The following is a 22,865-nucleotide window of genomic DNA, read 5'->3' as shown; positions in this document are numbered from 1 at the left end:
CGAGCCCCGGAGACCTCATGCCCCAGACCAGCGCCGTCCTCGCCGAACCATCAGCGGGCAGCGACTTCGCCCCGCTCCTGCGCCAGGTGCGGGAACAGGGGCTCCTCGAACGGCGCAGGGGCTGGTACGCGGCGGGCATCACCGTCAACCTGCTCGCCCTGGCCGCGATCGGCGCCGCGATCGTCCTGCTCGACGGCTCCTGGTGGACGCTGCTGCTCGCGCCGCCCGCCGCCGTCTTCTGGGCCCGTACCGCCTTCGTCGGACACGACAGCGGGCACTCCCAGATAGCCGCCACCCGCCGTGGCAACCGCGCCATCGGGCTCGTCCACGGCAATCTGCTCCTCGGCATGAGCGTCGGCTGGTGGACCGACAAGCACAACCGCCACCACGCCAACCCCAACCATGTCGACAAGGACCCCGACGTCGGCGTCGGCGCGCTCGTGTGGACCCAGCGGCAGGCGGCCGAGCGCGCGGGGTTCGCGCGCTGGCTCACCCGCAACCAGGCCCGGCTGTTCATCCCGATGCTGCTGCTCGAAGGCATCGCGCTGAAGGTCTCCAGCATCCAGGACCTGCGGCGGCAGCGGCCCCGCGAGCGGGCCGTCGAGGGCGCGATGCTGGCCCTGCACTACATCGGCTACTGCACGCTGCTCCTGTCCTGCATGACGCCCGCGATGGCCGCGGCCTTCGCCTTCGCGCACCACGCGTTCTTCGGGCTCCACCTCGGGCTGGCCTTCGCGCCCAACCACAAGGGCATGGAGATGCCCGACCCGGACGGGGAGCGCTGGGGCCACCTGCGCCGCCAGGTCGTCACCTCGCGCAATGTGCGCGGCGCGCTGCTCACCGACTGGTTCCTGGGCGGCCTGAACTACCAGATCGAGCACCACCTCTTCCCGAACCTGCCCCGCCCCCACCTGCGGCTCGCCCAGCCCCTGGTCCGCCACCACTGCCGTGCGGTGGGGCTCCCGTACACGGAGACTGGACTCATCGACTCCTACGGGCAGGCGCTGCGCCACATGCACGAGGTCGGAGCGCCGCTGCGGGCGGAGTGAGGAACCGGACGCACCCGGCGGACGTTGCAGAGAGACAAAGCGGCACGCGCCGCAGGAGGAGGCGGAAAAGATGACCAACAGGGCGAAGGTCGCCGTCGGCGGTGTGGCCGTCGGAGTGATCCTGCTGTGGCTGCTGCCCTTCTGGGCGGCGGTGCTGGTGATGGTCGGGGTGCCGGTCGGGGCGTATCTGCTCCTGGACCCCTCGCAGCGGCGCCGGCTCAAGCGGGTCTCCCGCAAGGAGCTGGGCCGCTGACGGGCCCCGGTTCTTCGGGCCTAGCCGCTGCGGGCGCCGTGGGTCCGGCGGCCCCCGGCGCGCTGCGCCCGGGGCGCGGGCGGCAGGCCGTAGCGGCGGGCCACGGCGTTCCACAGGGGCTGCGGTTCGCACAGGCCGAGCGGCCGGTGGACGTCCGCGTAGGGGACGGTGCGCGGATTCCCGTACTCGACCCAGCTCCGCTTGCCCGGCCCGTTCATCACCCGCCAGCGGGCGCTCGAGATCTCGGCGTAGTACCCCGGCAGACGGCTCTTGTCCTGGCTGGTGATCTTGAGCGCCCGCAGCCCCCGCGGGCCGGCGGCGACGATCAGACACGGCCGGCGCTTGCCGCCCGGCCGGTCCTCGAACGGAAAGTACGCCTCCCACACCTGCCCCGGCAGCGGGGGAGCGCCATGGCGCGGGGGCGGCGGCAGCGCCGCGTGCGGGGCGCGCCCCGCACGGCCGGGCGCGCTCTCGTACCGCCGCCGGGAGAACGCCCGCGGCGGATACCGCCTCAGCCGCAGCACCAGGCACGGCAACCCCGGTGAGAGCAGGGAGACGAGCATCCCCGACGTCGTCGCGGCGGCCTCGCCGGGGCTCGGGCCCGCCCCGGCCGCGACGAACCCGGCGAGCGCGTTGACCGCCACGAGAGCGGCGGCCCCGGCCGCCACCGCGCCGCGAAAGGCGGGCCAGGTCCGGTCCCGGCCCGCGTCCAGCAGCCGCAGCAGCCCGTACACCAGGCCGTACGCGACCAGGAGCGCGACGATCCAGTCGGCGGCCGTGATCGCGGGCCAGTCGGACGGCATCGCCCGCGGGCGCGCCGAGGCGTAGGCGAGGACGGTGGGAACGCAGCACCACAGCCACGTCACCACGAGCGCCGGAACGGACCCGGCCCGCTTCACCCGTCCGACCCGGCCCCCGGAATCCATCGGCAACTCCCCCGCGATGTACTGAGACTGACGCCGCGTAAGAGAGTGTATTCGGCACGGACGTCATCGGCCATGGCCGTGGTCCGGGTGACGGGACCGGCCTGTGCACCGTGCCGACGCGGTACGGGGCGACAGGGGGAGGGGGCCCGGCCGCGGCGTCTCCACCGCCTTGACGCATTCTCGGTCCGGTGCGGCGGTCGTGAGGGGGCGTCAGGCGGCGGGCAGCCCCAGCAGCGAACGGGCCACCGTGTGCGGCGACTCGTCGCGCTCGCGCGCCAGCGCGATGACCGCGCGGCAGGCGAGCTCGTTCACCCCGAAGGCGAGCGCCTCCGGCGCCACCCAGCGCGCCGCCTCCGAGCTCCGCTGCTCGTCGTTCTCGGCGCACGCGGCCACATACGTCGCCGCCGCTTCGAAGAGATTGCGCTGCCTGCCGACCGGGCGCACGGTACCGGGCAGCGTCCAGGCCGCCTCGATTCGCTTGCGGAGTCTGTCGAACACGCGGATCACCCGCCCCACGCCGAGGTCCGTCCCGAGGACCGTTCCAGTGTGCCCGGCGGCGTGGCCGTCAACCCTCCGGGAGCGGCGGCGGCCGGCCCGGCACTCCAACGGCCGGACGCGACCGGAAATTTCACTCCGCTTCGGCCGCCTCCCGGGCCGCCGCCCGGCCCACCCCTCCGCCCACCGCCTGAACAGGGAAGACGGCGCTCGCACGGCCGCCGGGACGGAGTCCGACGAGGGAGGCGGACGGTGCGCAAGCGACGCCGAAGACCGCCGAGACCCTTGCCCCGACGGGTTAGTACGTGTTCGGATTATCTCTGTCGGGACGCCAACCCCACCCGCGTTTCCGCTGCTCAGGCGGCACGCGGCGGGCTGTTCGGGCTGCCCTCGGGCACCTTCGCGCCGCTGCCCGGAACCCCGTACTCCGAGACGACTCCTGGAGGACAAACCGTGTTCGACTTCTCATCCGTCGACCTGCTGGACGCCTTCACCCGTGAACTGACGATGTGCCGGGTACGCCCAGGCGAACACGTGGTCGTCCTCTCCGAGCCGGCGAGCCGCGGCGACTACGTCGCGGCGGCCTTCGGCGCCGCGAAGGCTTGCGGAGCCCACGTCATCTCCGCGACCGTCCCCGGCGGCAGCCCCGCACCCACCCCCAGCACCCACACCGGCGCCGGCCCCGGCCTCACCTCCGTACTCAATGACACCGCCGCCCAGGACCTGCTGAAATCCGCGGACCTCGTGGTCGACCTCACCCAGGAAGGGTTCATCCACGCGCCCGTACAGCAGCAGATCCTGAAGGCCGGCACCCGCATCATCTTCGTCTGCGACGCCCCCGACGTGCTGATGCGCAACCTTCCGCGGGACGGCGACAAGGACCGCTGCCTGGAGGCCGCCGACCTGCTGAAACGATCCACGGAGATGCGGGTCACCTCCCGCGCGGGCACCGATCTGAGCGTCCGGCTGGAGGGCTCCCACCCCGAGTTCCAGTGCGGCTACGCCGACGACCCCGGCCGCTGGGACCACTGGCCGAGCACGATGGTGCTGTGCTGGCCGGAGATCTCCAACGGGCGGATCGTGCTGGCCGCGGGCGACATCCTGCTCCCCTTCAAGGAGTACGTGCGCGAACCCGTCACCCTCGAAATCCGCGACGGCCACATCGACGCCGTCACCGGCGGCGCGGAGGCGGCGCTCCTCACCACCTTCTTCGAGGACGCCGACGACCAGTGGGCGCGGAGCCTCTCCCACATGGGCTGGGGCCTGATGCACAGCGCCGACTGGTTCGCCACCGCCCTCTACGGAAAGGGCGACCTGATGGGCATGGACGCCCGCGCCTTCGCCGGCAACTTCCTGTGGTCCACCGGACCGCACCCCGTCCTCGCTCGGGAGTCCTACGCGCACCTGGACATCGCGATGCGCGGCTGCACCGTCTCCGTCGACGGCGCCGAGACCGTGACCGACGGCGTACTCGCCGACCGCTGACCCGGCCGCAGCCCCCCGCCGGCCCCCGGCCCGCCCTCGCACCTGCCCGCACCGGCTCGCCCGGCCCCCCCGCCGCGCACCGCGAGCCCGCCCTCGCCCTGGAGGAGACTTGGCGCCCAGCCAGTCGTACGAAGTCACCGTCGTCGGCGGCGGACTCGGCGGCCTCACCGCCGCCCTCGCCCTGCGCCACCGCGGCATCCGCGTCACCGTGCTCGAACAGGCCGACCGGCTCGGCGAGGTCGGCGCGGGCATCCAGACCGCCCCCAACGCCAGCCGGGTGCTGCTCTCCCTCGGGCTGCGCGCCCAGCTCGAAGCCATCCACACCGAACCCCAGGACCAGGTCCGCCGGCGCTGGAAGGACGGCAAGATCGTCGCCCTCACCTCGCTCGGCGACTACTGCAAGGACACCTACAACGCCCCGTACTGGCACTACCACCGCGCCGACCTGCACCGCGTCATCATGGACGCCTGCACCGACCCCGACGGCCCCGGCCCCGCGGTCCGGCTGCTCACCGACAGCAAGGTCGTCGGCCTCGACCGCGCCGACCCCGCCCGCCCCACCGCCGTCACCGCGGACGGCGCCCGCTACGCCGCGGACGCCCTCATCGGCGCCGACGGCATCCGCTCCCGCGTCCGCGACCTGATGGGCGCCGAGGACACCCTCGTCTTCTCCGGCGAAATGGCCTACCGCGCGCTGATCCCCGGCGACCTGATCGCGGCCGACCCCGCCACCCGCTGGCTGGTCGACCGCTACCAGAGCACCATCTGGTACGGGCCCGACCGGCACCTCGTCCACTATATGATCCGCGGCGGCCAGTATCTGAACATCGTCGCCTGCGTGCCCTGCACCGACGACGTCGCCGAACGCTGGACCGCCCCCGCCGGCCCCGGCGAACTGGCCGGAGCGTTCCCCGGCTGGGACGACCGGGTGCCCGCGATGCTCTCCAAGGCCAAGGACGACGTCTCCTGCTTCGCCCTCTACCACCGCCGCCGTGACCCCGTCTGGATGGACGGCAACGTCGCCCTCCTCGGCGACGCCTGCCACGCCATGCTGCCCTACCAGGCCCAAGGCGCGTCCCAGGCCATGGAGGACGCCGCCGTACTCGCCGAGGAGCTCGGCGCCGTCACCGCCGGCGGCATCGAGGGCGCGCTGCGCCGCTACGTGAACCGGCGCGCCACCCACGCCGGAATGGTGCAGGACGCCTCGCTGCGCAACAAGACCTTCTACCACTTCCCGGACGGCCCGCTTCAGGAAGAGCGGGACGCGAAACTCCGCAGCTTCGACGGCGAGTCGGACGTGTCCTACGACTGGCTGTGGAGCGGTTCCCCGATCGCCACCCCCGATCTGGGCGCGTTCTCCTACCCGTTCGCGCGCTGAGCCGCGTCACCCCGGCCCGGCCCCCTGGACAGGGGCGTCGTACGGGCCACACTCCCCCCTGAGCCCGTACGACGCCCCGCACACCCCCCAGCGCACCCGGCCCGACGCCGACCGCCCCACCAGCATGAAGAGGAGGACCATGAAGCCTGCCGCGTTCACCTACCACCGCGCGCGCGACGTCGACGGCGCCACCCGCCTGCTCGCCGAGCTCGGTGACGAGGCGAAGCTCATCGCCGGCGGCCAGAGCCTGGTCGCGATGATGAACTTCCGGCTGGCCAGGCCGCGGCACCTCATCGACATCGGCGGCATCGACGGCCTCGGCCACCTGCGCACCGACCCCGACGGGGCCCTGCGCATCGGCGCGCTGACCACCCATCACGCCGTGCACACCGCGCCCCGCGAACGCCTCGGCCCCGGCCACGCCGTCATCCGCGACGCCATGCGCTGGATCGGCCACCTGCCCATCCGCACCCGCGGCACCGTCGGCGGCAGCCTCGCCCACGCCGACGCCACCGCCGAATGGTGCCTGCTCGCCACCCTCCTCGACGCCGAACTCACCGCCCGCGGACCCGACGGCGAACGCCGCATCGCCGCCCAGGACTTCTTCCACGGCTACTACACCACCGCCCTCGAACCCCACGAGATGCTCACCGAGATCACCTTCCCCCGCCCCGCTCCGCACGCCGCCCTCACCGAATTCGCCGAACGCCAGGGCGACTTCGCCACCGTCTCCGCCGCCGTGGCCCTCGACGTCGCGGACGACGGCGCCCTCCGCGGCGGCCGCGTCGCCCTGGGCGGCGTGGACGCGCTGCCCGTCCGCGTACCCGAGGCCGAGGAGGCGCTGAGCGGCGGGCCGCCCGGCCCCGAAGCGTTCGCCCGCTGCGCCGAGGCGGCGGCCGCCGCCATCGACCCGCCCGACGACGCGAACGGCAGCGCCCACTACCGCAAGGCCCTGACCCGCACCCTGGTCGCCCGCGCCTGCGAGGAGGCGATGGCCCGATGAACGCCGAAACCCCAACCCCCGAAGCCCGCACCTCCGAAGCCCGCGCCTCCGCCCGGGACGGCGCCTGGATCGGCGCGTCCGTGGGACGCCGCGAGGACCCCCGACTGCTCACCGGCCGCGGCCGGTTCACCGACGACATCCACCTGCCCGGCATGCTGCACGCCCAGTTCGTCCGCAGCACCATGGCCCACGCCACGGTCGTGGCCGTCGACCTCGACGCCGTACGCCGAGTGCCCGGCGTCGTGGCCGCGTTCACCGCCGACGACCTGGACCTCGACGACATCACCGCCGGCCTGGACCGCCCCCGCTCCGAGTACGTCCCCACCGACATGCCCGTACTCGCCCGCGACCGGGTCCGCTACGCGGGCGAGCCGCTGGCCGTCGTCGTGGCCCGCGACCCGTACGCGGCCGAGGACGGCCTGGAGGCCGCCAAGGTCACGTACGACGCCCGCCCGCCCGTCATCCGCGAGGCCGACGCCCTCGCACCCGGCGCGCCCCTCGTGCACGACGAGGCGCCGGCCAACACCCTGGTCGACGTCTCCATGTTCGCGACCGAGGGCATCGACGCGGTCTTCGACGGCGCGCCCTGCGTCGTCGCCGTCGAGGCCCGCACCGGCCGCCAGAACGCCCTGCCCCTGGAGACCCGCGGAGCCGTCGCGAGCTGGGACGACCGCGAGGAGCAGCTGCTGCTCCAGACGTCCAGTCAGACCCCGCACCAGGTACGGACCGTGGCGGCCCGCTGCCTGCGCCTGGACGAGCGGTCCGTGCGCGTCGTCGTCCCCGACATGGGCGGCGGCTTCGGCCAGAAGTGCGTCGTCGGCCGCGAGGAGATCGCCACCGCCGCGGCGGCCCTGCGCCTGAACCGCCCCGTCAAATGGACCGAGGACCGCAAGGACGCGCTGACCGCCTCCTTCCTCGCCCGCGAACAGCACTACGAGGCCCGCGCCGCCTTCGACGCCGACGGGCGCATCCTCGGCCTCGACGCCCGCATCGTCTGCGACATGGGCGCCTACTCCTGCTACCCCTTCACCGCCGGCATCGAGCCCCTGATGGCCTCCGCCGAGATGCCCGGCGTCTACAAGGTGCCCGCCTACCGGGTCCGGGCCCGCGCCATCACCACCAACAAGGCCCCCTCCGCCCCCTACCGGGGCGTGAGCCGCCCCCAGTACGTGATGGTCATGGAGCGGCTCTTCGAGCGGGCCGCCCGCGAGCTGGGCATCGACGCCGTCGAGCTGCGCCGCCGCAACCTCATCACCGAGTTCCCCTACACCGGCGTCAACAACATCACGTACGACCCCGGCTCGTACCGCGAGGCGCTGGACCTGTGCGAGAAGACGCTGCGCGACGAGGGCTGGTACGAGCGGCGCGAGGCCGCGGCCGCCGAGGGCCGCCACCTCGGCATCGGCTACTCCTGCTTCAGCGAGCGCACCGGCTACGGCTCCACCGCGTTCGCCCAGCGCAAGATGGAGGTCGTGCCCGGCTACGACATCGCCGAGGCCCGGATGGACACCAGCGGGGCCCTGGTCGTCACCACCGGCACCATGAGCCACGGCCAGAGCCACGAGACCACCATGGCCCAGATCGCCGCCGACCAGCTCGGCCTCGACCTCGCCAAGGTCCGTATCCACCAGGGCGACACCGACCGCGTCAGCTACGGCTGGGGCACCTTCGCCAGCCGCTCCATCGCCGTCGGCGGCAGCGCCGTCCGCCTCGCCGCCGCCAAGCTGGGGGACAAGCTCCGGCACATCGCCGCCTCGCGCTGGGGCGTGCCCCCGGAGGAGACGGAGCTGGGCCGGGGGCTCGTACGGCGGCGCGGAGACCACGGCGAGGAGCTCACCTTCGAGCAGCTCGCCGACATCGCCTACCTCAAGGCGCACCTGCTCCCCAAGGACCTGGAGCCCGGCCTGAGCGCCACCGCCGCCTTCGACGTCTTCAACGACGGCACCTTCTCCAACGCCGCCCACGGCGTCGTCGTCGAACTCCACGAGGGCACCGGCCAGGTGGAGATCCTGCGCTACGCCTGCGTCGAGGACTGCGGCGTCGCCATCAACCCGAAGGTCGTCGAGGGCCAGGCGCGCGGCGGCATCGCCCAGGGCATCGCGGGCGCGCTCTTCGAGCAGATCACCTACGACGACCAGGGCGAACCCTCCGCCACCAGCTTCATGGACTACAAGGTCCCCACCGCCCACGAGATCCCGTACATCACGGTCGCGCACCTGGAGACCCCCTGCGCCTTCACCGAGACGGGGGCCAAGGGCGCTGGCGAGGGCGGCACCATCGGCGCGCCCGCGGCCGTACTCAACGCCGTCAACGACGCCCTGCTGCCCACCGGCGTCGAACTCGACTCCACACCCGTCACCCCCGAGACGGTCGCCCGCGCCCTGGAGCGGACCGCGGCGGAATGGACCCGACCGGAACACACCCGCCTGGAGCGCGCCCGATGAGCGACACCACCCACCACCCGCACCACCAGCAGCTCATCAGCCTGCACGTCAACGGCGAGCAGTACGAGATCCTCACCGAGCCCCGGCGCACCCTCGCCGACGCGCTCCGCCACGACCTGCGGATCACCGGCACCCACGTCGGCTGCGAACACGGCATCTGCGGCGCCTGCACGGTGCTGCTCGACGACGCGCCCGTACGGTCCTGCCTGATGTTCGCCGCCCAGGCCGAGGGCGCGCGGATCCGCACCGTGGAGTCGCTGTCCGACGGACGCGAACTGAGCGACCTGCAACAGGCGTTCAGCGCCCACCACGGGCTCCAGTGCGGGTTCTGCACGCCGGGGTTCCTGATGCTCGCCGAGGGGTTCCTCGCGGAGCGGCCCGACGCGACCAAGGAGGAGATCCGCGAGGTCGTCGCCGCCAACCTGTGCCGCTGCACCGGCTACCAGACCATCGTCGAGGCCATCGACGACTGCGCCGCCCGCCGCCGGGCCGCCGCTGCCGCCCCCGCGCAGGACGCCTGACCGCCCTCCCGCGCACCCCGCGCAACCGTGCCGCCGCCGGGCGGCGGAAGGAGATTCCATGCAGCTGAACCACACGGTGCCGGTGAAGGCGGCGCCGGACGAGGTGTTCGCCCTCGTCAACGACGTCGAACGGGTCGCCTCCTGTATGCCGGGCGCCGCCCTGGACGGCCGCGACGGCGACGCCTGGCAGGGCAAGGTGCGAGTGAAGGTCGGCCCGATCACGGCCGCGTACGCGGGCACCGTCCGCTTCCTGGAGAGCGACGCCGAAGCGCGCCGGCTGCGCGTCCAGGCCCGCGGCGCCGACACGCACGGCAGCGGCGACGCGGAGGCGCTCGTCGCGCTCGCCGTCACCGAGGCCCCCGAGGGCGCGCGGCTGGAGCTGACCACGGACCTGGTCATCCGCGGCAAGATCGCCCAGTTCGGGAAGGGCGCGGTGGCCACGGTCTCGGGCAAGATCCTCGAACAGTTCGCCCAGAACCTCGGGACCCTGCTCGACCAGGACCGCGCGGCGGGCGGCGCGGCGGCCCCGGCCCCGGCGGCTCCCGCCGCCGTGGGGACCGCCGGAGCCGTTGAATCCGCTGAGACCGCCGGGTCCGCCGGAGCCGCGCTTCCGCGGCAGCCCGCCTTCGCCGGGCAGGGCGAGCTGAACGGCGTCTCGATGATCGTCGGCCCCGCGCTCGCCAAGTACGGGCCGCCCGCCGCCGCCTTCGCCTTCGGCCTCTTCGAAGGCTGGCTCCTCGGCCGCGTCCTGACCCGCGAGAAGCACTGCTGCCACGCGGCCCGGAGCGCCCGATGAGCGGCGGCCGGTACGGACCGGAGACCGACCGTACGTACGAGCGCGCGGGCTTCGGCGCGGCCGTACGGCGCGGCAGCCGCCCCGCCCTCGTCGTCGTGGACCTCACCCGCGGGTTCACCGAGGACCGCTTCGCGTGCGGAGCCGACCTCACCGACGTGGTGGAGTCGACCGCGACGCTCGTACGGGCCGCCCGCGCGGCCGGGGCGCCGGTGCTCTACACCGTGATCGCCTACACCCCGGCCGAGGCCGAGGGCCACTCCGTCACCTGGCTCGACAAAGCCCCCGGCCTGCGCGTACTGACCGAGGGCAGCGAGGCGGTGGCCATCGACCCCCGGCTGCCGCGCGAGCCCGAGGACGTCGTGGTGGTCAAGAAGGGCGCCTCCGCGTTCTTCGGCACTTCGCTCGCCGCGAACCTCGTGGCGGCCGGCTGCGACACGGTCCTGCTGTGCGGGGCCACCACCAGCGGCTGCCTGCGGGCGAGCGCCGTCGACGCTGTGCAGAGCGGCTTCCCGGTGCTGGTGCCGCGCGAGTGCGCGGGCGACCGGGCCCAAGGACCGCACGAGGCGGCGCTGTTCGACATCGACGCCAAATACGGAGACGTCATCGGCCTGTCCGAAGCGCTCGACTACCTGAGGCGCCTGCCGGACGCCTGACAGCCGCTCACATCCCGTCCTGACGCCCCATCAACCAACGACCTGACCCGCCATCACCTGGAGGAGACCCCGTGTCGCCACGGTCCCTCGGACAGCCCGCGCTCGCCGATCTCGCCGACGCCCCGGCCACGAGCCGCTGGGTCCGTTCCGGCGCGCTGCGCCTGCACGTACTCGACTACGGCGGCGACGGCGTACCGCTGCTCGTACTGCCCGGCATCACCAGCCCCGCGATCACCATGGACTTCGTCGCCCGCGAACTGACCGACCTGGTACGGCCCGTGGTCCTCGACGTACGCGGCCGCGGCCTCTCCGACGGCGGCGACGGCGACGCCTACGACATCACGACGTACGCGCGCGACGCCGAAGCCGTCATCTCGGGCCTCGCGCTGGACCGCCCGCTGCTCCTCGGCCACTCGATGGGGGCCCGGATCGCGGCAGTCACCGCGGTACGCGCCGCGGCGCCCGTGGGCGGCGTCGTCGCCGTCGATCCGCCACTGAGCGGCACCGGCCGCGACCCGTACCCGACCTCGCTGCCCGTATTCCTGGGCCAGTTGGAGCAGGCGGCGCGGGGCACGGACGCCGACGAGGTGGCCCGCTCGTGGCCCCGGTGGCCGCGCCGGGAACAGGAGCTGCGGGCGCGCTGGCTCGCCAGCTGCGGCGAGCAGGCCGTCGCGGCCACCCACCGCGGCTTCGAGTCGGAGGACTTCTTCGACTGGTGGCCCGGAGTGCCGTCCCCGGTGGCGCTGCTCTACGGCGAGCAGAGCACCGTGGTCACAGCGCAAGGCGTAAGGGAGTTGACGGATACTCACCCCGACGCCCGGTTGATTCCGGTGCCGGACGCGGGCCACATGGTGTTCTGGGACAACTCGCCCGCCGCGCTGAAACTGCTGCGCGAAGCGCTCGCGTACGTAGCCGGCCGGGCCGGGAGCGCGCCGGGGCCCTCCCATGGCTGACGCCTCCCCGGCGGGGGCGGAGGCAGTGGCGGAGGGGCCGCCCACGGCTCTCTCGGCCGCCCCCGGCTACCAGGTCCGACGCCTGTACCAGGCGTATGTGGCGGCGTGGGTGCGGTTGGTCGATCCGGCGCTGACGGGTCCGCAGTTCGCGGTGCTGACGGCGGTGGGGGCGGCGCCGGGCCGGGACCAGTCGTCGATGGCCTCGGCGGTGGCGCTGGACACGTCGACGATGGCGGATGTGGCGCGGCGGCTGGAGGGGCGGGGGCTGCTGGTGCGGCGTACGGCTCCGGACGACGGACGCCGCAAGCTGCTGTCTCTCACGGAGGCGGGGGAGGAGGCGCTGGCGGAGGCCGACCGACGGGCCCGGCTGCTCGACGAGCGGCTGCTGGAGCCGTACGGGCCCGGGGAGCGGACAGCCCTGCTGGCGGAGCTGATGGCGCTGGCCGACCACTGGGAGGGCCTGACCGGCAGCATCTGACTTCCGCCGAACGCGTACGACACGACGCCGTGAGCACGTAAACGGCAGGACAGGGAAGCAATATGACGACCCATCACATAGGCATGATCGTACCCAGCTCCAACCTCACCATGGAGACCGAGCTGCCGAGGATGCTGCGGTCCCGCGAGAGCGTGGAGCCGGAAGACCACTTCGTCTTCCACAGCAGCCGCACCCGGATGCAGCGGGTGACCCCCGAGCAGCTGCGCGGCATGAACGCCCAGACGGAGCGCGCCGCCCTCGAACTCGCCGACGCCCGCCCCGACGTCGTCGCCTCCGCCTGCCTGGTGGCGATCATGGCGCAGGGCCCCGGCCACCACTGCACGGCGGAGGCGGAGATCAAGGCCGCGCTCCGCGGGGAGGGGTCACAGGCCCCGGTCGTCTCCAGCGCCGGGGCGCTGCTGAGCGGCATCGAGGCGCTCGGCGCGCGGCGGGTCGCCGTCGTCACCCCGTACATGAAAGACCTCACCGCCATGGTCACCGGCTACCTCGAAGACGCCGGGACCGAGGTCGTGGACGCGCTGAGCCTGGAGGTCCCCGACAACCTCGCGGTCGCCCGCCTCGACCCGGACGCCCTGCGCGAGCACTGGCGGCGCCTGAACCTGGCCGGCGCCGACGCGATCGTGCTCTCCGCGTGTGTGCAGATGCCCTCGCTGTCCGCGATCCAGAACGTGGAAGACGCGTCGGGGCTGCCGGTGCTGTCGGCGGCGACGGCCACGGTCCACCGCGTCCTCACCGAACTGGGCCTGCCGACGGTGGTCCCCGAGGCGGGCCGCCTCCTGAGCGGCGCGTACCCGGCCCCGTCCCCGGCCGCCGCCTGAACGTGCGCGCTGACCTGGACGAGTACGGAGTCTTCCGCAACCGCCACCGCCTCCCTACCCTCTTGGAGGCGGGGGACAGGAAGATCAAGAGCGGCAGGGGAGAGGGGAGCGACCAGTGACGACCGGGCTGCCGATCCCGCGGCGCACGCCCCGCCCCCTCTCCGCCGTCCCGCCGCACCGCGACGTACACCGCGACCAGGAGCCCGTATGAACGACCCCGTTTCAGACCCCCGAATCGTCACCGTCCGGCCCGGCGAGCAGGACTACGCCTGGACGTTCGGCGGGGCCGCGCCGGTGGCCCGCATCGCGCCCGGCACCGTCCTCGACGTCTTCACCGAGGACTGCTTCGGCGGCCGGGTACGGACGGAGAAGGACCTGGTCTCCACCGTCTGCGAGTTCCCCTTCGTGAACCCGCAGACCGGCCCTTTCTACGTCGAGGGCGCGGAGCCCGGCGACACCCTGGCCGTGCACTTCGTCTCCATCGAACCCCGCCGGGACTGGGCCGCCTCCACCACCGTGCCGCTCTTCGGAGCCCTGACCGCCACCCACGCCACCGCCGCCCTGCACCCGCCGCTCCCCGAAGCCGTCTGGATCTGGCAGCTGGACCGCGAGCGTCGCCAGTGCCGCTTCACGGCCCGAGACAGCGAGCTGGAACTCACCCTGCCGATGGACCCGATGCACGGCACCGTCGGCGTGGCGCCCGCGAATCTGGAGGTGCGCTCCGCGCTCGTCCCGGACGCCCACGGCGGCAACATGGACACGCCCGAGATGCGCGCCGGTGTCACCTGCTACCTCGGCGTCAACGTCGAAGGCGCCCTCTTCAGCCTGGGCGACGGCCACGCCCGCCAGGGCGAGGGCGAGACATGCGGGGTCGCGGTCGAGACGGCGATGCACAGCGTCGTGATCGTGGAGCTGCTCAAGGGCGTCTCGACTCCCTGGCCGCGCCTGGAGTCGGACACCCACATCATCTCGACGGGCTCCGCGCGCCCCCTGGAGGACGCCTTCCGCATCTCCCAGCTGGACCTGATCCAGTGGCTCGCGCGGGACTACGGCCTGAGCGAACTGGACGCCTACCAGTTCGTGACGCAAGCCGTCGAATCCCCGCTCGCGAACGTCTGCGACAGCAACTACACCTGCGTCGCCAAGCTCCGCAAGGAGTGGCTGCCGGCGGCGGAGCCGCACGGCGGCCTCCACGACCGCCTGCGGACGAGGGCCGCGGCGCTCGGCTGACGAGAACGGGCCGCCGGGCCTCGGGAACGGCCCGGCAGAGCCGTCCGGCGGCACCCGAAAGCGGCCGGTTTTCCGGCAGGGCCGGAATCGGCACGGTCCGCGCTTCCGGGCCCGGTACCGTCCCCGGCACGCTGGAGGCTCCCGAGCCGACCCGGCGGTCGGCCCGCCGTGCAGCGAAGGAGCAGTGCCATGATCCTCATCAACGTCAAGTTCACCGTCCGCCCCGAGTACGTGGACCAGTGGCTGCCGCGGGTCGAGGAGTTCACCCGCGCCACCCGCGCGGAGCCGGGCAACGTCTTCTTCGAGTGGTCGCGGAGCGTGGAGAACCCGAATCAGTTCGTTCTCCTGGAGGCGTTCAAGGACGGCGCCGCGGGCGAGACGCACGTCAACTCGGAGCACTTCCAGACCGCGATGGCCTGGATGCCGGAGCTGATCGCCAGCACCCCGGAGATCATCAACGGCGAGATCCCGGCCGAGGACTGGGGCCCGATGGGCGAGCTGAGCCCGCGCGAGAGCTGAGCCGCGAGGACACAGACGACGCACGCGGAAGGCGGCGCCCGGAGCGATCGGCTCCGGGCGCCGCCGTCACGCGTCGAGCAGCCGCCGCACCACACGCCCGAAGACCAGCCGCCCGGCCCACGCGGTCGGCGCGTCGAGCGCTCGCGGCATCCCGCGGACCCGCAGCTCCTCGGTCCAGCGCGCCCGAGCCCCGGCCCCGGCCCCGTACACCTCGATCTCGGCCCAGCCGGTGATCGCCCGCCCGCGCTTCTCCAGCCGGCAGCGCCCCGGCGCGTCCGCGGAGGGCGGCTGCCAGCGGACGACCTCCATGAGGTCGTCGACGGCGAGCGGACCGAGGCGGGTACGGGCCGTGAACCGCGTACCCGTACCGCTGGGCGGCGGGGTCGTCACGGTGATCCGGGTGAGCGGTACGTACGCGGCATGCCGCTTCCAGTCGGTGAGCCGCCGCCACGCCTCGTCCGCCGGCAGCCGGGTCCGGCATTCGATGAGGAACGGTGCCATGGCGCCATCGTATTCAGGACGGCGTGGTCAGGACTCGGACACGTACGGCCGGTGTCGCGTGATCCAGGTCCGGGCGTACGCGACGGCGTCGCCCAGCGGGAACAGCCGGGCCCCGGCCGCGCCCACCGTGCCCCGCACCACCGGCCGCTCCCGCTCGAAGTCCGCGCCCAGCTCCTCGAAACGCTCCCCGCTGATCCCGGAGTCCCGCACGGTCAGCCAGCGACGGCCCTGCGGGGTCATGACGGCGAAGGAGTTGTCGACCTCCGGCGGGTCCGCGCGGCACTCGGCGAGATGAAACGCCGTACACGACTCGAAGTCCGCCCCCAGCAGCAGAATCCGCGCCCCCGCCTCCTCCAGCCGCGCCAGCGGACTCCGCTCCCCGAGTCGGCAGTCCAGCGCGTGCCCGTCCACGATCGCGGAGCCCAGCGGCCCGATCGCGGCGAAAGACGTCTGCGGATGGGCACTGCGCACGGCCCCCGGCCAGTTCCGGGCGGTCTCCGGGATGACGCCGATACCGAAGGCGGGCGTGGTCCGCGCGTCATACGCCGGCATCGACGCCCGAATCCACGCCCACCACTCCTCGGGCACCGGCGGATTGCTCCACAACGACGGATCCGAATTCTCCCCGGAATGCGTCGGCACCACGAGAGTCCCCTCCGGCCCGAGCACATCCAGCAGCGCCTGCACCACCGTGCCGGGGCCTCCGCAGACCCACCCGAGCGAACTGAGAGAGGAATGAACGAGCAGGGTCTCGCCCTCTAGAAGACCGAGGCCCCGCAGATCTGCGGCGAGCGAATCGCGGGTGCACAGGGGGCCGGAAGGAAGTGTCGTCGACATAGGCGATCAGTCTGCACGTTCCCGCCACAACTGTTCCACCGATTTTGGAAACGGCGACGTGACCGCTGTCGCAGGCGGTGGCAGCGCGCTCCGCCCGCATGATGAGGTGGCACGATGATCAATCACGATGGGACGGCGGCCGTCCGGCCGTCGACGCTGGCCTGGGTGGGCCGTCACCTGGCAGCCGGCGAGCGGATCGTCGGGGCCGAGGCCCTGCACGGCGGCATCACCGCCGAGATGCGGGCACTGACCATCGGCACGCCGGACGGGGGCGCCCGCGAGTTGGTGCTGCGGACGTTCGTGGACGTGGCGGACGCCGAGGACTGGCTGAACCGGGAGGCCGGCGCCCTGACCGAGTGCGCCGGGACCGGAGTGCCGGCTCCTCGGCTGGTCGCGGTGGATCCGACGGCCGCGCACTGCGAGTACCCCTCGCTCCTCATGACGCGTCTGGCCGGCCGTACGGTCATCGACGACGAGGGAGTGGAGGCGCGCGTCCCCCTGCTGGCCCGGCAACTCCTGGCGATCCACGCGCTGCGCCCCGTTGAACAGCCCCGCGAATACGTGGCGTTGACGACGGCCGACACCGTCGTGATCCCCCAGTGCGCCGACGCGTCGGCGTGGGCCGCGGCGATCGACGTGATCCGCAGGCCCGCGCCGCCCTACGAGGGGCGGTTCCTGCACCGGGACTTCCACCCCGGCAACGTGCTGTTCGACGTCCCGCCCGCACGCCCGGCGGATGCCCGTATCACCGGCGTCGTCGACTGGGCGGCGGCCTCTTGGGGCCCGGCGGATCTCGACGTGGCGCACTGCTCCACCGCCCTCGCGCTGCTGCACGGCCCCGAATGGGGGCTGCGGTTCACCGAGGCGTACGAGGAGGCCGGCGGGGTACTGGCAGCGGACGCGGGCGAACGGCTGTACTGGCTGGTGCGGAGCGGACTGGCCGCCTCGGAAGAGGTGGGGGCGGTGTCGCGGCCATGGCGGGAGGCGGGGAGGACGGAGCTGACGACGCGAGCCGTGGAGGAGCGCCTGGACGCCTACGTCACCGCCCTGATGGACGCGTCGGCCTGAGCCCCGACCCGGCGCGCCGCGTCGGGACGACGGCCGCCGGCGCGGGACAGCTGTCGCGGGCGGGGCGTCGTGGGCCTTCCGGACCGGTTCCGGGCGGCGCCCGTCGTTGACGCGACGGCCCCACCGGCTCTCCATCCGGCGGCGGAATCGGCCCGCGGCGTCACCGCAGCGGATGCGCGTCGGGCGTGGTGAAGCGGTATCCGGCGGCCTTGAGGCGGGGGAGATAGACCTTGAGCGCCTCGACGGTCTGGGAGCGGTCGGCCAGCCCCTCGTGCTCGGGGACGTCCTGCCCGCTGAGGGTGCCGTCGTGGTTGAGGACGATCGAGCCCGTACGGGCATCGGCCAGCACCCGGTCGGCGATGCGGCGGCTGCCCGGATTCGACCAGTCCTCCGGGTCGACCGACCAGGAGATGGGGCGCAGCCCGAGCGCGGCGCACTCGGCCATCGCGGCGGCGGCGAAGTGGCCGCCGGGCGCGCGGAAGAGCACGGGCCGCCGCCCCGCGGTGCGCTCGATGACGTCCTGGGTGCGCCGGATCTGGTCGCGGACCTGCGCGGGACGCAGCGTTTCGAGGTTGGGGTGCGACCAGCTGTGGTTGGCGAGCACATGCCCGGCGTCGGCGACCTGGCGCACGGTGTCGGGGTACTTCGCGACGTTGGCGCCGAGCATGAAGAACGTCGCCCGTACGTCGTGACGGGCGAGGACGGCGAGCACCCTCGGGGTGTAGAGCGGGCTGGGCCCGTCGTCGAAGGTGAGGGCCAGGGTCATGGCCCCGGCTCGTACGGTGCGTTCCGGCAGTTCCGGCGCCGGAGGCGGAGCGCCGCGGCCGCCGGCGGCGCGCGCCTGAGGGAGGGCGGACAGCGAGAACAGCCCCGCTCCGCAACCGGTCAGGAAGCGGCGTCTCGGCACGGCTCTACGGTCAGTTGTACGGTCAGTCGCCATCTCCCCAGCCTCGGCCACCCCGGCACCGCGCCCCATTCGCCCCGCCGCTGCCGCCTGCCGCATCACCCCAACGGCCACCGCACCCGCGGCGTCGCGGCGGCCGTCCGGGTGACGAGACGTCATGAAGCCTGCCGAACCGAACCTACGCTGCCGCGTGAGATGTCAGACCAATGCCTTACTCTGCGTGGCATAACTGGAGCTGAGAGACGCATAAGGGTGGGGCATGCGGAAGAGGGCGATGCGGCACGTGGGGGTCTCGCTGGCCGCGGTGGCGGTGCTGGCGGGGGCGGCGGGCTGCGCGGGAGGCTCGGACAAGGCCGGTGCGGAGAGCCGGAGTTCGGGGAGCGGGGGTTCGGGGAGCGCCGGGGGCGCGCGCACCCCTGAGCAGGTCATCACGGCCGCGTACAAGAAGACGTCGGCGGCGAAGTCCGCGAAAGTCGTGATGGCCGTATCGGCGCCGGCGGCGACCGGCGTCAGCATGAAGGCGAAGAGCTCCGGCGTCATGGGCTGGAACCCGGCGGCCGTGGACCTGGTCACGGAGCAGGATTCGACCGGAGGGCCGTCCGGCGGGGCCCGGAAGAGACGCACGATCTGGATCGACGACGTCATGTATATGGAAACGGGGAATGCCAAGAAGGTCACCGGTAAGGGGTGGGTCACATTCGACGTGCCGGCCGCGGTGAAGGAATCCGGCGACGCGCAGTTCGTGAAGCAGACCGCCACCGAGCTGGAGGGCATGAATGACGACCCGGCCCGGAAGCTGGCGCTGCTGCTCTACGCGCCGAGCATCGAGGACGCGGGGCCCGAGGACGTCGGCGGCGGGCGCACCGAGCACTACAAGGGCTCGTTCACGGTGGAAAGCGTGCTCAGTACCGCCAAGAACGTCGCGGCCCTCACGGCCGAGCAGCGCGAGCAGCTGCTCTCGAACCTGAAAACGAAGGGCATCCAGGAATACGCCTTCGACGTGTGGGTCAACAGCGCCGAATACCCGGTCAGGATAAACACGTGGGCGAAGTCGCGAAAGGGCGTTACCACCACCTCCGCGGAATTCTCCGACTACGGGACCAAGCTCGCCGTACAGGCCCCGCCGGCCGACGACACCATCGGCATGCTCGAGCTGGTCAGGGCGGAACAGCAGCAGGAAAGGGACCTGGACCGATGATCGGACGCTGGTACACAGCGCTCGGCGTCAACCTGCTGCTCGGCGTGCCCGCCGTCGTTCCGATCTACCTGCTCAACTACATCGCGGCGACCTGGGTGCACCCGGCGCCGGAGGAGAACGACGGCTTCGGCGTCGTCCTCATCGCCTTCGGACTCCCGGTCGCCCTCTGCGGCTTCCTCTGGTGGGCGGTCAACCGGCCCATCGCCCGCCGCACCCGCCTCCGTCCAACCCGCTACTGGACACTCAGCCTCCTCGGCACGGCCGCCCCCACCGTCACGCTCATCGGCATCAGCCTCTGAGCACGCCGCATGGCGCACGCCGCATGGCGCCTGACGGCTGTCCTGTCGGTGCCTCACCGCTGCCGGGCGGCCGCATGCGCCCGGCGAGGAGGCCCCCGGGGGCCGCCGTTATTACCTCGTGGAATGTCAGACCAATGCATTACTGTGCGTGGCATAGACGGTTTTGAGAGACAAAAAGGGTGGGGCATGCGGAAGAGCACGATGGCGCGCGCGGGGGTGTCGCTGGCGGCGGTGGCGGTACTGGCGGGTGTGACGGGCTGCCAGGGCGGTTCGGACAAGGGCGACAAGGCCGAGAAGGCCGCCGGCGCCGAGAAGGCCGACAAAGGGAACCAGAGTTCCCAGCAGGGCGCGGACAAGCGCACTCCGGCGCAAGCGATCACGGCGGCGTACAAGAAGTCCTCGGCGGCGAAGTCCGCGAAGGTCGTGATGACCATGTCGACGCCGTCGGCGATCAAGAACGGCAACAACGCGAAGGTCTCAGGCGTCATGGGCTGGAACCCCACGGTCATGGACGTGACCGTGGCGGACAGCGCGGGGGGCTCGGGGGCCGGTCAGGCCGGCACGTCGCACATGATCTGGGTGGACGACGTCATGTACGTCGAGGGGAAGCCCGAGGACCTCGGCGGCAAGAAGTGGGCCAAGGTCGATCTGATGGCCGCCGCGAAGGAGTCCGGCGCCGGCGTGCAGGCCGTGAAGCAGATGACCGCCGGGCTGGAGGACATGAACCAGGACCCGTCCCAGCAGCTGGCGATACTGCTCCGCTCGCCGGACATCGAGCATGTGGGTTCCGGCGACGTCGGCGGCGGGCCTGCCGAGCACTACAAGGGCTCGCTGCCGGTCGAGGCCGCGCTCAAGTCCAACAAGAGCGTCGCGGCCCTCACGCCCGAGCAGCGCGAAAAGCTGCTCGCGAACGTGAAGAAGACGGGTATCGAGAGCTATGACTACGACGTCTGGGTCAACAGCGACGACTACCCGGTGAAGATGGACGTACGGATGAAGACGCCGCAGGGCGCGATCAACATGACCGTGGACTACTCCGACTACGGCGCCAAGGCCGCCGTGCAGGCCCCGCCGGCCGGTGAGACCGCCGACATGATCAAGATGTTCAAGGAACTGGGGGCCCAGCAGAAGGGCCGGTGAACCAGCGGCGGACCGGGGGCGTCCCCGCACTGGGCTCGGGGAGCGGGGCCCCCGCTCCCCGCCATAGCCGCCGAAGCCGCCGGCCGGGCTCGCCCCGCTACAGCCACCCGCGCTCGTCCGCGACGCGCAGCGCCTCCATCCGGTTGTGAGCCGAGGTCTTGGCGATCGCCGCCGAGAGGTAGTTACGGACCGTCCCCTCGGACAGGTACAGCTTGGCGGCGATCTCGGCCACCGTGGCACCGGAACGCGCCACGTTCAGCACATCGCGCTCCCGGGCGGTGAGCGGGGACTCGCCCGCCGCCAGCGTCGCGGCGGCTAGCGCCGGATCCACGACGCGTTCCCCCTTCATCACCCGGCGGATCGCGTCCGCGAGCGCCTCCGGCGGGGCGTCCTTCACGACGAAGCCGACGGCTCCGGCCTCCATCGCCCGCCGCAGATAGCCCGAGCGGCCGAAGGTCGTCAGGATCACCACGCGGCAGTCCGGCGCCTGGGCGGCGAGCACCGCCGCCGCGGCCAGTCCGTCCAGGCCCGGCATCTCGATGTCGAGCAGGGCCACATCGGGGCGGTGTTCGCGGGCCGCCGCGACGACCTCGTCGCCCCGGCCCACGGAGCAGACGACCTGGAAGTCCTCCTCCAGCTCCAGGAGCGCGGACAGCGCGCTGCGGATCAGCTCCTGGTCATCGGCGAGCAGCAGTCGGATCGTCATGCCGGGATACCGCCCGTCGGGTCGAGGGTTACGCGCAGCCGCCAGCCGCCGTCCGGTCCCAGCGGCCCGGCGTCCACGCTGCCGCCGACCGCCGCGACCCGCTCCCGGAGGCCGCCGAGGCCGTTGCCGGCGACGGCCGCGCCGCCCACGCCGTCGTCGCGGATCTCCACGTGCGACGCCGACAGGGCGACCGTGCACCGGGCGGCGCGCGCGTGGCGCACGACGTTGGTCAGGCCCTCGCGCACCACCCAGCCGAACAGCTCCTGGTGCGCGCCGGCGACCATGTCGGTGGCCGTCGGCAGGTCGGCCAGGACGCCCGCCGCCCGCAGCAGTTCCCGGCCGCGCGCGATCTCGCCGGCGAGGGTCACGTCCCGGTAGCCGGACACCGCGGCCCGTACGTCGGTGAGCGCTTGCCGGGACAGGGTCTCCACCTCCGTGATCTCGTCGAGCGAACGCGGGGAGCCGCTCGCGGTCAGCCGGCGCGCCAGGGCGCTCTTGACCGTGATGACCGTGAGCGAATGGCCGAGCAGGTCGTGCAGATCGCGTGCGATCCGGGCCCGTTCGGCCTCCGAGGCCAGCCGGGCCACCTCCGCGCGCGCCTCCAACAGCGCGCGGTTGGCTACGGCGATCTCGGAGAACCCGTACACCGTCACGGCCGTGAAGACGACGGCGATTGCCTCGAACCAGCCGGGCCCGCTGTGCCACGGGCGCACCGCCCACGGCACGACGAGCGCGGCGACCGCCCCGGCCGCCACGACCAGCACCGCGTGCCGCTTCAAGAAGGCGGCGGCGAACGATACGACCACGGCGCAGAGGAAGAAGGCGTACTCCCTGGCGACGGGCAGCTCGGCGACGAACAGTGCCGTCATGACGCCGAGCAGCGCCCCGAGGCGGCGCCAGGCGCGCTGGGCCGCGGAGAGTGCGGCGAGCACGTAGCAGCAGCAGAAACCGGCCACCATCACATACCCGGCGACGGCGCCCGCGCCCGTCGCGTACTGCGCCGTCCCGACCGCCGTCACACACGGATAGACGAGCATTCCGGCGGCCAGGACCATGCGCCGCCACCCCCGAGCCCACCGCAGCGAGTCGCCCTCCGGACCGCCGCTCACCGGCTCTTTCCCGGTGTTGTCCATGGCAGGAACGCTAACACCGCGGCCTCGGCGAGATTCCGGGCGTCGCCGCCCGCCGGG

25 protein-coding genes are annotated in these 22,865 nt (G+C 72.9%); 18 read left to right on the top strand and 7 right to left on the bottom strand.

The genetic code is table 11. The features are described from left to right. The first annotated feature begins 17 nt into the window (after positions 1-17). Together AB0I49_RS26010 and AB0I49_RS26005 are read left to right on the top strand one after the other, a co-directional pair. Positions 18-1,049, top strand: coding sequence for an acyl-CoA desaturase (locus AB0I49_RS26010; RefSeq protein ID WP_363229495.1), 1,032 nt, complete (start codon positions 18-20; stop codon positions 1,047-1,049). Between the two features lie 70 nt (positions 1,050-1,119). After that, positions 1,120-1,302: a hypothetical protein gene (locus AB0I49_RS26005; protein WP_030885513.1), complete on the top strand. Its 183-nt coding sequence runs from the start codon at positions 1,120-1,122 to the stop codon at positions 1,300-1,302. A 20-nt stretch (positions 1,303-1,322) separates the two neighbouring features. Here the strand turns inward: AB0I49_RS26005 and AB0I49_RS26000 are convergent, their stop codons facing one another. Together AB0I49_RS26000 and AB0I49_RS25995 are read right to left on the bottom strand one after the other, a co-directional pair. Then, positions 1,323-2,228 (bottom strand): hypothetical protein, encoded by a 906-nt coding sequence (locus tag AB0I49_RS26000; protein ID WP_363229494.1) that lies wholly within the window; start codon positions 2,226-2,228, stop codon positions 1,323-1,325. A gap of 210 nt (positions 2,229-2,438) precedes the next feature. Beyond that, positions 2,439-2,702: a hypothetical protein gene (locus AB0I49_RS25995; RefSeq protein WP_363130654.1), complete on the bottom strand. Its 264-nt coding sequence runs from the start codon at positions 2,700-2,702 to the stop codon at positions 2,439-2,441. Positions 2,703-3,176: 474 nt separating this feature from the next. Between AB0I49_RS25995 and AB0I49_RS25990 the strand changes: the two genes are divergently transcribed. The 12 genes from AB0I49_RS25990 to AB0I49_RS25935 all read left to right on the top strand — a co-directional run bounded on the left by AB0I49_RS25990 (position 3,177) and on the right by AB0I49_RS25935 (position 15,022). After that, positions 3,177-4,208: a hypothetical protein gene (locus AB0I49_RS25990; RefSeq protein WP_363229493.1), complete on the top strand. Its 1,032-nt coding sequence runs from the start codon at positions 3,177-3,179 to the stop codon at positions 4,206-4,208. A gap of 109 nt (positions 4,209-4,317) precedes the next feature. After that, on the top strand, positions 4,318-5,586 hold the full coding sequence (locus AB0I49_RS25985; RefSeq protein ID WP_363229492.1) for an FAD-dependent monooxygenase: 1,269 nt from the start codon (positions 4,318-4,320) through the stop codon (positions 5,584-5,586). 139 nt (positions 5,587-5,725) lie between these two features. Continuing rightward, positions 5,726-6,589 carry a xanthine dehydrogenase family protein subunit M gene (locus AB0I49_RS25980; protein WP_363229491.1) on the top strand — a complete coding sequence of 288 codons (864 nt, stop codon included), beginning with the start codon at positions 5,726-5,728 and terminating at the stop codon, positions 6,587-6,589. After that, positions 6,586-9,033, top strand: a complete 2,448-nt coding sequence (locus AB0I49_RS25975) for a xanthine dehydrogenase family protein molybdopterin-binding subunit (RefSeq protein ID WP_363229490.1) — start codon at positions 6,586-6,588, stop codon at positions 9,031-9,033. The genes AB0I49_RS25980 and AB0I49_RS25975 overlap by 4 nt, the downstream gene beginning before the upstream one ends. Further along, positions 9,030-9,554, top strand: a complete 525-nt coding sequence (locus tag AB0I49_RS25970; RefSeq protein ID WP_363229489.1) for a (2Fe-2S)-binding protein — start codon at positions 9,030-9,032, stop codon at positions 9,552-9,554. The genes AB0I49_RS25975 and AB0I49_RS25970 overlap by 4 nt, the downstream gene beginning before the upstream one ends. Before the next feature lie 58 nt (positions 9,555-9,612). Beyond that, the gene (locus AB0I49_RS25965) at positions 9,613-10,350 is read left to right on the top strand and encodes an SRPBCC family protein (protein ID WP_363229488.1); all 738 of its coding nucleotides are present in this window, start codon (positions 9,613-9,615) and stop codon (positions 10,348-10,350) included. Next, positions 10,347-11,003: an isochorismatase family protein gene (locus tag AB0I49_RS25960; RefSeq protein ID WP_363229487.1), complete on the top strand. Its 657-nt coding sequence runs from the start codon at positions 10,347-10,349 to the stop codon at positions 11,001-11,003. Before AB0I49_RS25965 ends, AB0I49_RS25960 begins: the two co-directional genes overlap by 4 nt. A 71-nt stretch (positions 11,004-11,074) precedes the next feature. Further along, positions 11,075-11,956, top strand: a complete 882-nt coding sequence (locus AB0I49_RS25955; protein WP_363229486.1) for an alpha/beta hydrolase — start codon at positions 11,075-11,077, stop codon at positions 11,954-11,956. Further along, positions 11,949-12,434, top strand: a complete 486-nt coding sequence (locus AB0I49_RS25950; RefSeq protein ID WP_363229485.1) for a MarR family transcriptional regulator — start codon at positions 11,949-11,951, stop codon at positions 12,432-12,434. Before AB0I49_RS25955 ends, AB0I49_RS25950 begins: the two co-directional genes overlap by 8 nt. A 62-nt stretch (positions 12,435-12,496) precedes the next feature. Beyond that, positions 12,497-13,273, top strand: coding sequence for an aspartate/glutamate racemase family protein (locus tag AB0I49_RS25945; RefSeq protein WP_363229484.1), 777 nt, complete (start codon positions 12,497-12,499; stop codon positions 13,271-13,273). Positions 13,274-13,480: 207 nt separating this feature from the next. Beyond that, positions 13,481-14,503 carry an acetamidase/formamidase family protein gene (locus AB0I49_RS25940; RefSeq protein ID WP_363229483.1) on the top strand — a complete coding sequence of 341 codons (1,023 nt, stop codon included), beginning with the start codon at positions 13,481-13,483 and terminating at the stop codon, positions 14,501-14,503. A gap of 189 nt (positions 14,504-14,692) precedes the next feature. Next, positions 14,693-15,022, top strand: a complete 330-nt coding sequence (locus AB0I49_RS25935) for a putative quinol monooxygenase (RefSeq protein WP_363229482.1) — start codon at positions 14,693-14,695, stop codon at positions 15,020-15,022. Between the two features lie 66 nt (positions 15,023-15,088). Here AB0I49_RS25935 and AB0I49_RS25930 read toward each other — a convergent pair whose 3' ends face one another. Next, on the bottom strand, positions 15,089-15,523 hold the full coding sequence (locus AB0I49_RS25930; protein WP_363229481.1) for an SRPBCC family protein: 435 nt from the start codon (positions 15,521-15,523) through the stop codon (positions 15,089-15,091). A 27-nt stretch (positions 15,524-15,550) separates the two neighbouring features. Continuing rightward, positions 15,551-16,360: an AAC(3) family N-acetyltransferase gene (locus tag AB0I49_RS25925; protein ID WP_363229480.1), complete on the bottom strand. Its 810-nt coding sequence runs from the start codon at positions 16,358-16,360 to the stop codon at positions 15,551-15,553. Positions 16,361-16,474: 114 nt separating this feature from the next. Between AB0I49_RS25925 and AB0I49_RS25920 the strand changes: the two genes are divergently transcribed. Next, a complete protein-coding gene (locus AB0I49_RS25920; RefSeq protein ID WP_363229479.1) occupies positions 16,475-17,428 on the top strand; it encodes an aminoglycoside phosphotransferase family protein in 954 nt (317 codons plus the stop codon). Positions 17,429-17,588: 160 nt separating this feature from the next. On the opposite strand, the gene AB0I49_RS25915 is transcribed toward AB0I49_RS25920, so the two are convergent. After that, on the bottom strand, positions 17,589-18,335 hold the full coding sequence (locus AB0I49_RS25915; protein WP_363229478.1) for a polysaccharide deacetylase family protein: 747 nt from the start codon (positions 18,333-18,335) through the stop codon (positions 17,589-17,591). Positions 18,336-18,591: 256 nt separating this feature from the next. Here AB0I49_RS25915 and AB0I49_RS25910 point away from each other — a divergent pair, with 256 nt between their 5' ends. The 3 genes from AB0I49_RS25910 (at position 18,592) to AB0I49_RS25900 (ending at position 20,969) form a co-directional block, all read left to right on the top strand. Next, the gene (locus AB0I49_RS25910; protein ID WP_363229477.1) at positions 18,592-19,530 is read left to right on the top strand and encodes a hypothetical protein; all 939 of its coding nucleotides are present in this window, start codon (positions 18,592-18,594) and stop codon (positions 19,528-19,530) included. Continuing rightward, entirely contained in the window at positions 19,527-19,829 is a 303-nt protein-coding gene (locus AB0I49_RS25905; RefSeq protein ID WP_363229476.1) for a hypothetical protein, read from the top strand. The genes AB0I49_RS25910 and AB0I49_RS25905 overlap by 4 nt, the downstream gene beginning before the upstream one ends. Positions 19,830-20,015: 186 nt before the next feature. Then, positions 20,016-20,969, top strand: a complete 954-nt coding sequence (locus AB0I49_RS25900) for a hypothetical protein (RefSeq protein ID WP_363229475.1) — start codon at positions 20,016-20,018, stop codon at positions 20,967-20,969. Between the two features lie 97 nt (positions 20,970-21,066). Here the strand turns inward: AB0I49_RS25900 and AB0I49_RS25895 are convergent, their stop codons facing one another. Both AB0I49_RS25895 and AB0I49_RS25890 read right to left on the bottom strand, forming a co-directional pair. Further along, positions 21,067-21,675, bottom strand: a complete 609-nt coding sequence (locus tag AB0I49_RS25895) for a response regulator transcription factor (protein WP_363229473.1) — start codon at positions 21,673-21,675, stop codon at positions 21,067-21,069. Further along, a complete protein-coding gene (locus tag AB0I49_RS25890; protein ID WP_363229472.1) occupies positions 21,672-22,808 on the bottom strand; it encodes a sensor histidine kinase in 1,137 nt (378 codons plus the stop codon). Before AB0I49_RS25890 ends, AB0I49_RS25895 begins: the two co-directional genes overlap by 4 nt. Positions 22,809-22,865: the final 57 nt, after the last annotated feature.

Origin of the sequence: Streptomyces sp. NPDC050617, from assembly GCF_040654795.1 — a bacterium.
Taxonomy (GTDB): Bacteria; Actinomycetota; Actinomycetes; order Streptomycetales; family Streptomycetaceae; genus Streptomyces.
The sequence above is the reverse complement of the archived record's forward strand: the minus strand, read 5'-3'. Positions and strand labels throughout refer to the sequence as shown.